Source organism: Catenibacterium sp. UBA627, assembly GCF_002299355.1.
GTDB classification, from domain to species: Bacteria; Bacillota_I; Bacilli_A; order Erysipelotrichales; family Coprobacillaceae; genus Catenibacterium; species Catenibacterium mitsuoka.
On sequence record NZ_DBPF01000093.1, the window covers coordinates 1 to 8,748 of the forward strand.

The window sequence follows — 8,748 nt, forward strand, 5'->3', positions numbered from 1 at the left end:
TTGAACAATTAAGGAGAGTTACTCTTTTTGTTTCCTCCTCGTCATTTCATTGTCCAATAAATTGTCACTGTGATGGTTGTCTATTCAAATCCAGATGCACTAAATCCAAAATCAGAAGATGCATAAACTACTACAAGGAACTTGATAAATTTCATAAGGAAGCAAGAAAATATTATAAGTGAAGGAGGTAAAAAACTCATGTACAAGAAAGATAATAAAACAAAAGAAACATTCGGTGATCTTAAGGAGAATATAGGTCATGACAGACTCTACAGAAGAGGGCATGACAATGTTCAGATGGAGATGTACCTTGTTGCAATGGGGCATAATATCAGGGAATACCACAAACGAAAGATGAAACAAAAACGAAGAGATCAAGAAGATGTTTAGATTATTTTTCAGATGATATTTTTTAAAGAAATAGGAAGGTTCTTTTTAGGTGCGTCTGAAAAATGAAAAAGAACTGTAACGCTCAAGGTAGTAGTAAATACTATCTATTCGTTACAGCCCCTTTAAAACGGAAAAAATGGATTAGGACTTTCTGGATCATTATAAATAGCACAGTCCGTCTGCCATACCTCCATAGAATCTTTGATCAAAGAACATAAGTAATGATAACCCGCTTTATCTATCTCTCCATGAGCTAACATAGATTTATAAAATTTCTTTATACTTGCTGCAGTTGACTTAATATTACCAGGCGTAGACCATAAACATTTACGGATATAAAAGTCTCCTAAATAATCATCAAGCATATTAAGCCCTTCTTCCATAGGATAAGCATCCCTATATAGTAAAAATTCATTAATATAGAATTCTACATTGGAAAGATGACGGCTAATAGTTTTATCTTTTAAACCTGATTGAATAAGATCGTCTTTAAAAAGATCTAAAAGAAGATAGTTTCTTTCTTTGATTTTTTTGCATTCTTCAAGATATTGATCGTAGTCCATAATATAACTTCCTCTCTTCATGATATAAATATCATACAATATTTATATTCACGTTACAAATAAAAATTTGGATACCCTTAAACCACAGGTATGCTATAAAAAACGTTTTTAATCAGATCCTTTTAACACGCCGTGAGCAAGAATTCCCCCACATTATAGGAGGTGGGATGAATTGCGGTAAACACGGCGTTTTATTTTGCTCTTAAGAGATACAGGTTTAATAGACTAACTAGCTGGTTATCCAGCTTGTTTTTTATATGGTGCTATACAAAAAAGACGCTTCGCATTGAAACGTCCTTCTTGTTTACAATTATGTTTTAAGGGGAGAGTTAAAAACAATTTTCTTTTGCTCTTGTGTATTAAGATATTTTTTTAAGGGAGTTTCTTAATACATTTATAATATAACCCCTCTTTATGAATCCAATGTGAACATACAATCTTTTTCTTGTATAAGTGTTAGTTTTCCTTTTTCTATTTTATAAGATAGTCCATGAATCATTTCTTTTCCTTCATGAATATGGATAAAGCTTCCATCTACCAATACAATAAATGTCCTTTTGGCACTATCAGGATAGGCAATATCCTTGAATATATGAACACCATCTAAACAATCATCATGTATTTCATTATAATGGGGAATGATCATTGTTTGGGTGAGTTCTAACCCCGGAAGATATTTTTGATACTTCTTATCCAAATATTCTCCTGGAAGTTCAGGCATGGCGTATACAGTCTTTGCACAGTTCATAGAACCGGCACTGACACCTACTATCACACCTTCATACTCCTTTAAATACTTCTTTAAGTGGATTTCTCTGAAGAACTTGTTTTGAGTAGGCACATGTCCTCCTCCAAGTATGATAAGATCTGATTCTTTCACGAGTTCTTCTGTCTTCTCTTTGTTTCGATCATCCAGGATAGTAAATGTATCCACTAAGAAATGACTATTCATCAAGGCTTTCTTTTGGTAGTTTCCCCATTCATCATTATAAATCGTATCAATTGGATCAGATGCAATATAAAGACAACGAATATAACGAGGAAGAACATCAAAAAGAAGAGAACGGAAACCATTCTCTTCGTTAATATATTGACCATTTAATGTTAAGTTTGAGCTTGTCAAAAATAAATGCATAATAATACCTCTCTTTATAAGAGTATTATATCAATTATTTCTTTTTATATAAAGCCACTGTTTCATAAGGTCTGATATGTAATTCTTTCTTTAAGTCATGATCCTGATAGTTAGAAATCATTACTTCATACTCTTCAATATTATCAATAGATACTGTAGTTTGTTTATCATAGAAATTATTTAAGACAATAAGTTCTTCATTTTCATAATTTCTCTTGAATGCATAGAGACAATCACTTTCTTCAAATAAAGGTGTATAAGTACCAACACTAATGACCTTATAAGTTTTTCTTAATTCAATAAGTTTCTTATAGAAGTAGTAAATAGAATCTTTGTCTTTTAATGCATCTTCTACATTAATATCTTTACATCTTGGATTCATTTCAATCCAAGGCGTATGTGTAGAGAATCCTCCGCTAGACGTCCACTGCATTGGTGTTCTTGCATTGTCACGTGATTTAGCCTGAAGTATTTCATAGATTTTTTCATCAGTATAACCTTCATCCTTCATAATATGATAATAGTTGATACTTTCTACATCTTTGTATTGACTTAAATCAGTGAAATATGCGTTTGTCATACCAATTTCTTCACCCATATAAATATAAGGTGTTCCTCTTTGTAAGTGAATACTTGCAGCTAACATCTTAGCTGATTCTTTATGATACTTTGTATCATTTCCAAAACGTGAGATACTTCTAGGCTGATCATGACAGTTCCAGAATAAGGCATTCCATCCATTATTTTCCTGCATACCTAATTCCCATGAGTTAAATAAGTCTTTAAGTTCTTTAAAATCAAATGGCATGACTGTCCATTTTTCTTTATTCTTATAATCTACTTTCAAGTGATGGAAGTTAAAAGCCATGCTTAATTCATGATGATCTGGATTTGTATATCCAATACAGTTTTCTATAGTTGTAGCAGACATCTCTCCTACTGTGACCATACCGTCATAACGGCCAAATGTGGCTTCATTCAATTCTCTTAAATAATCATGTACAAGAGGACCATCTGTATAAAATCTCTTTCCCACACCTTCATAATCATCTTCAAACTTCATCTTATCAATTAAATTAATAACATCAAATCTAAATCCCTTGATACCTTTATCAATCCAGAACTGAACAATATCCTGTACTTCTTTTCTTACATCAGGATTAGACCAGTTTAAATCAGCCATAGACACATCAAAGAGATGTAAATAGTATTCATCAAACTTATCTACATATTCCCAGCATGGACCTCCAAACTTAGATTCCCAGTTAGTAGGCATTGAACCATCTTCATTAGGTTTCTTAAAATAATAGTAATTCTTATATTTTTCATCACCGGCCATAGCTTTCTTAAACCAGACATGTTCAGTAGAGGTATGGTTGAAAACCATATCAAACATTAAATAAATGTTTCTTTTTTTAGCTTCAAAGATCAGTTCTTCTAGATCTTCCATCGTTCCAAAAGCAGGATTAATACGCTTATAGTCTTCTACATCATAACCATTATCCTTTTGTGGTGAGATAAAGATAGGATTCATCCAAATATAATCTATACCTAGTTCTTTAAGATAATCTAACTTTAAAGTAATACCTTTTATATCCCCTACACCATCATTGTTAGAATCATAAAATGATTTTGGATAGATCTGGTAAACAACTTTATCTTTAAAATTTAACACAATAACCTCCTACTTGATTTCTATAATTTCCTGATTATTATCAGTTTCTTTAACATCCTTTAACTCAATATGCTGATGAGAAGTAAATACGACCGGTGATACAAGTGACTTACCATGTTCTTTCACATAATCTAGATTGACTTTCGCAATTGTTTCACCTTGTTTGACTCTTTGTCCCTTTTCTACAAGACATTCAAATCCTTCCCCATTGAGTTCTACTGTATCCATACCTAAATGAATAAGTATTTCAATACCATCATCACTTAATAGTCCATATGCATGTTTAGTAGGGAATGTCATCACAACTTCACCAGTAAATGGTGCTTTGACTTCACCATCTGTTAATTCTACCGCAAATCCTTCACCCATCAATCCTTGAGAGAATACCTGGTCATCTACTTCATTTAAAGGAATGACTTTCCCCTTTAATGGAGAATGAAATACTTCATTTACAGGTTTAACTTTTCCATTGAAGTCTACTTCATTTAATTTTTTCTTACCTAAGATATAAGTTAATGTGAAAGGAATAATAATAGCGATAAGCATTGCAATCGCAAAGTTAAACATATATTTAGGTATGATAGATAGAATTCCAGGAATTCCCCCAACACCGATTGAGGCAGCCATAGTTCCAGTTGATACAGAGAAGATGGCAGCACAAGCTGAACCAATCATTCCGCAGAAAAATGGGAATGTATATTTTAAGTTAACACCAAATAAAGCAGGTTCTGTAACACCTAGATAACATGAAATACAAGAAGGGATATTAATTTCTTTTGCTTTCTTATTGTTTTTCTGTAAGACACACATAGCAAGTACTGATGAACCTTGTGCAATATTAGATAATGCAATCATTGGCCATAATAATGTACCACCAAAAGTAGCTGTGAGCTGTGTATCAATCGCATTTGTCATATGATGAAGACCAGTGATTACAAGTGGTGCATAGACAAAACCAAATACACCAGCAAATAACCATCTAAATGGAGAAGTAAGACCTGCCCAGACAACATCAGAAATAAAATTACCAATTGTCCATCCAATTGGACCTACAACTGTATGCGCAATTAATACAGCAGGTACAATTGAAAAGAATGGGACAACAATCATACTGATTGCACTAGGACTTACTTTTCTCCAGAACTTTTCTAGGTATACTAAGACAAATCCTGCAAGAATAGCCGGGATAACCTGTCCTTGATAACCAATCATCTGAACTGTTGTAAAACCAAAGTCCCATACAGGAATTTTCGCAGCAGGCGTAGAAGCGACTGCATAGGCATTTAACAACTGAGGGGATACAAGTGTAATACCAAGGATAATACCTAAGCCCTGGTTTGTACCCATCTTCTTAGTAATAGACCAAACAATTGTGACTGGTAAGAAATGGAAGACTGCTTCACCAATTAACCATAAGAAACTATCTACACCACTCCAGAACTGAGAAATCTGAACTAATGTTTTTGTACCATGATCAAACATCTGAATAGAGTCAATCACATTTCTAAAGCCAAGAATTAAACCACCACAAATTAAAGCTGGAATAATTGGTGCAAATATTTCTCCTAGATTGCCAATGATTTTTTGGAGTGTAGTCTGATTTGTCTTTGCTTCAGACTTTAAAGCCTCTTTAGAAACACCTTCAATACCCGAAATTTCAATAAAATCGTTATAGAACAACTGAACATCATTTCCAATAATAACCTGGAACTGACCAGATTGAGTAAAAGTACCTTTGACAGATGGAATCTCTTCAATACGTTCAACATCTGCTTTCTTTTCATCAAATAAAACAAATCTCATTCTTGTGACGCAATGTGTGACTGCCTGAATATTGTCTGTACCACCAACATACTCAAGTAGTGCTTTTGCATCTTCAGTATATTTTGCCATATTCTCTCTCCTTTATTTTAATAACCTGTACGTACATGTCTGATATGTACATATCTTAACATGTACGTACAGGTAGGTCAATAGAGAAAATAAAAAAAGATTAGACTTTTCATCTAATCTTATCATTCTGATTTTCTTGCGAAATTAGTCTTTAAGCTTAGTTTTATCAATATGATACCTTTAACACTCCTCATATAAGAATATTTCTTTTAATTTTTCTTTTACATCTTGATCAATACCTAAAGCGTCTTTTAAATAAGAATCTATTGAACCGTAAGTCTTTTTCATCTCATTTATAGCTGTTTCCATGTAAATTTCTTTAGATTGCTGCAATGTAGATAATAGGGTTAACGTCTGTTCATCTTTTGTGTATTTTTTATAAAGATTCATTTGTTTTTTATTTTTTGTAACTCTATATTGAGTTGTCAGTGTATAATCATAAATCACACACTCTTCACGAACACCAAGTGCTAATAGTATGATTGCAACTCCATATCCAGTTCTATCCTTACCGCCTCTGCAATGCTGCACTAATGGTAAATTATGTTCATCTAAAATTAATTTTATAAGTTCTCTATATGCTTTTTTAGAGGAATCTGAATAAATGAATTTTTTATATTGTTTATACATATTTTCTTCAGGATCTCCATATTTTTCAGGATAAAATTTATGTTCCTTTAATAAATCTAAAATACTTTTATTCACATCATCATCAATAGAACCTGCTGCTAGCTGAGCAGTTTTCGCATAAGGATCTAAGGAATAAGTGTTAGCGTCAGAAATCTCTTTGTTTGGTGCAGCACTTGCTTCACTTTTACTGCGATAATCAACTATAGTTTTTAATCCCATGTTTTTAAGAAAAGTAACATCTCTCTCTGAAATATTTGAAAGTTGATCCGATCTATACAACAATCCCCACTTCACTCTTCTCCCTTCTATTGTTTCATATCCCCCACAATCTCTGAAATTATCTGTTCCATCAAGATTAACCAATCTTGTAGAAATAACATAATTCTTACCTTCTTTTGGACAAACCAAGAAAAATAAACGATGATTTAAATCCGGATTTTTAATTATCATTTGTCTTTCTGTCATAGTAAATAAAAATTTTTTTCCTTCATTCATCTTTGATGAATCATATCCATAATAAACATCCATTTCTAAATCTTTTTCAGAATCACTTTTAAAAACTAAAAATTCCCCATCGCTAACTACAGTTATTTCTTCCATAAAACCCTCCATTTTTATGAGTAGTACATACATGCCTGACACACGTATCTTATTATGTGCGTACAGGCACGTCAATAGAGAAAAAAAGATTAGACCTTTCATCTAATCTTATAATTCAGATCTTCTTGCGAAATCTACAAAGCGGAATTTATCCGGTCTATGTTTTGATATTGTATACTGAAATAAAGTGGCATCTTCAAGATAAACATAAGATTTAACACATACAAGAAGGTCATAATCAAGCATATCTAATAATTGTTTTTCTTCTTCTGTTGCCTTTACTACAGTTATTTCTTTTCTTGCGAAACTGATCTTTAATCCTAATTTCTTTTCAATATATTCATAGAGTGAGTTCTCTGCATCCTGATAGCTTAATCCTTCTACAATACTCTTATTAAGATAATCTTCATCTAGAATGATCTTTTCTCCCTCTATTTGTCTTATTCTTTTGACATGATATACAAGATCATCTTTTACATAGAGTGCTTTTTGTATCTCTTCATCAGGCTTTTCTTCACTAAAAAGTGTCACTATCGTTTTGACTTCACCATGAAGAGTCTTCTTTAGTTCTTTAAAACTTGTCACTCCTGATACAGGAAATGCGATACGATTAATATCTAATACAACAGATCCTTTTCCTTTATTCTTCTGAATATAACCATCATTTAACAAAAGATTCAAAGCCTTTCGTACAGTATCTCTTGATGCATCATAGATTTTCATAAGTTCACTTTCACTTGGTAAAAGTGTATGGGGTTTGATATCTCCTCTCTTGATTTTCTCAAGTAGGTCCTGATATATTTTCTGATATTTCGTCATAATATACCTCCTGTCTCTAGTATACATTTAAATACTTATATAGGCAAGAAATGTACGTACAAGCAAAAAGACTTCCAAAGAAGTCTTAGTCTGGATATACTAAATGTTCTTCTGTGATATTCTTAAGAGTGTTATCTAAGAATCTTTTCGCAACAATCTTAGTTAGAGGTAAGTTCATATCTAAATAGTTACCACAATCTCTTGCTGCAGCACCTGGAACATCACCTTCAAATTCAGCCATGAAAGTAAACATTTCAGTTACTAAGTCTACAACATCTTTAGATTCTAAATCTCCTGCAAGAATCATATAGAATCCTGTACGACATCCCATAGGACCAAAATAAATAACTTTTTCAGCCCATTCCTTGTGGTTTCTTAAGAAAGTGGCACCTAAATGTTCCATTGTATGGATTTCAGCTGTATTAATAACAGGTTCTCTATTAGGTGCTGTCATACGAATATCAAAAGTAGTGATAACTTCTTCCCCTACCTTATCTTTTCTAGATACGTAAATACCTGGTAATAAAGTCAAATGATTGACTGTAAAGCTTGCGATTTTGTTCATGTTAGTTCTTTTCCTTTCTATCTCCGATTAGTATAAACACGAGTCCTGATATAATCATCAGCATTGAATACCAATTATATACCATAATATCAGTTGGTGAGACTTTTCTGACACTCCAACGGCTAAAATACGTTGGGTTCTTATATACATTCACTTCCAAATATACTCGAAAGCATATGAGATTAATGAATTTCTATAAGACTTTCACTATCAATCATTCTATTGAATGAATTAGCGATAGCGTTAGGCTCGTATCAAAACCTTTTATATATTTCTCTTTTAAATTGATATACTACTTAAATTCTTTTTACCTGTTAATCTTTCAACTTCCAAATTATGAAGCCAATAGAAGTTCTCAAATCTGTCATTACATTTATCAATATCAAAACTCTTTAAATCATCTGCTATATTCATTATTAAGAAAGCGGAATAAAGGTCTCGCTGTATTTTTACTCCATCAAAATTATTCCATCTTTGT

At 32.3% G+C, this 8,748-nt stretch carries 8 protein-coding genes and 1 pseudogene; 1 reads left to right on the forward strand and 8 read right to left on the reverse strand.

Translation table 11 applies throughout. The features are described 5' to 3' along the window. Window positions 1-141: 141 nt before the first annotated feature. Window positions 142-390 (forward strand): transposase, encoded by a 249-nt coding sequence (locus tag B2S90_RS05785; protein WP_286696695.1) that lies wholly within the window; start codon window positions 142-144, stop codon window positions 388-390. A 122-nt stretch (window positions 391-512) separates the two neighbouring features. On the opposite strand, the gene B2S90_RS05790 is transcribed toward B2S90_RS05785, so the two are convergent. The 8 genes and pseudogenes from B2S90_RS05790 to B2S90_RS05825 form a co-directional block, all read right to left on the reverse strand. Further along, window positions 513-953 (reverse strand): hypothetical protein, encoded by a 441-nt coding sequence (locus B2S90_RS05790; RefSeq protein WP_055235179.1) that lies wholly within the window; start codon window positions 951-953, stop codon window positions 513-515. A gap of 412 nt (window positions 954-1,365) precedes the next feature. Continuing rightward, the gene (locus B2S90_RS05795; protein ID WP_278860973.1) at window positions 1,366-2,088 is read right to left on the reverse strand and encodes a Type 1 glutamine amidotransferase-like domain-containing protein; all 723 of its coding nucleotides are present in this window, start codon (window positions 2,086-2,088) and stop codon (window positions 1,366-1,368) included. A 34-nt stretch (window positions 2,089-2,122) separates the two neighbouring features. After that, entirely contained in the window at window positions 2,123-3,763 is a 1,641-nt protein-coding gene (gene treC, locus B2S90_RS05800; RefSeq protein ID WP_286696696.1) for an alpha,alpha-phosphotrehalase, read from the reverse strand. 9 nt (window positions 3,764-3,772) lie between these two features. Beyond that, complete coding sequence (gene treP / locus B2S90_RS05805) at window positions 3,773-5,656, reverse strand: PTS system trehalose-specific EIIBC component (protein ID WP_278860977.1); 1,884 nt, start codon at window positions 5,654-5,656, stop codon at window positions 3,773-3,775. Window positions 5,657-5,836: 180 nt separating this feature from the next. Continuing rightward, window positions 5,837-6,886, reverse strand: a complete 1,050-nt coding sequence (locus B2S90_RS05810; RefSeq protein WP_286696697.1) for a tyrosine-protein phosphatase — start codon at window positions 6,884-6,886, stop codon at window positions 5,837-5,839. Between the two features lie 108 nt (window positions 6,887-6,994). Then, a complete protein-coding gene (gene treR, locus B2S90_RS05815; protein WP_278860980.1) occupies window positions 6,995-7,705 on the reverse strand; it encodes a trehalose operon repressor in 711 nt (236 codons plus the stop codon). An 85-nt stretch (window positions 7,706-7,790) separates the two neighbouring features. Further along, a complete protein-coding gene (locus B2S90_RS05820) occupies window positions 7,791-8,270 on the reverse strand; it encodes an S-ribosylhomocysteine lyase (RefSeq protein WP_278860983.1) in 480 nt (159 codons plus the stop codon). A 279-nt stretch (window positions 8,271-8,549) separates the two neighbouring features. Beyond that, window positions 8,550-8,748: pseudogene (locus B2S90_RS05825) on the reverse strand (RNA-guided endonuclease TnpB family protein); the annotation flags it as partial.

Bases quoted from the DNA above. Each gene is read 5' to 3' on its own strand.
- B2S90_RS05790 (WP_055235179.1), bottom strand. From the start codon at position 953: ATGGACTACGATCAATATCTTGAAGAATGCAAAAAAATCAAAGAAAGA.
- B2S90_RS05795 (WP_278860973.1), bottom strand. From the start codon at position 2,088: ATGCATTTATTTTTGACAAGCTCAAACTTAACATTAAATGGTCAATAT.
- treP (WP_278860977.1), bottom strand. From the start codon at position 5,656: ATGGCAAAATATACTGAAGATGCAAAAGCACTACTTGAGTATGTTGGT.
- B2S90_RS05810 (WP_286696697.1), bottom strand. From the start codon at position 6,886: ATGGAAGAAATAACTGTAGTTAGCGATGGGGAATTTTTAGTTTTTAAA.
- treR (WP_278860980.1), bottom strand. From the start codon at position 7,705: ATGACGAAATATCAGAAAATATATCAGGACCTACTTGAGAAAATCAAG.
- B2S90_RS05820 (WP_278860983.1), bottom strand. From the start codon at position 8,270: ATGAACAAAATCGCAAGCTTTACAGTCAATCATTTGACTTTATTACCA.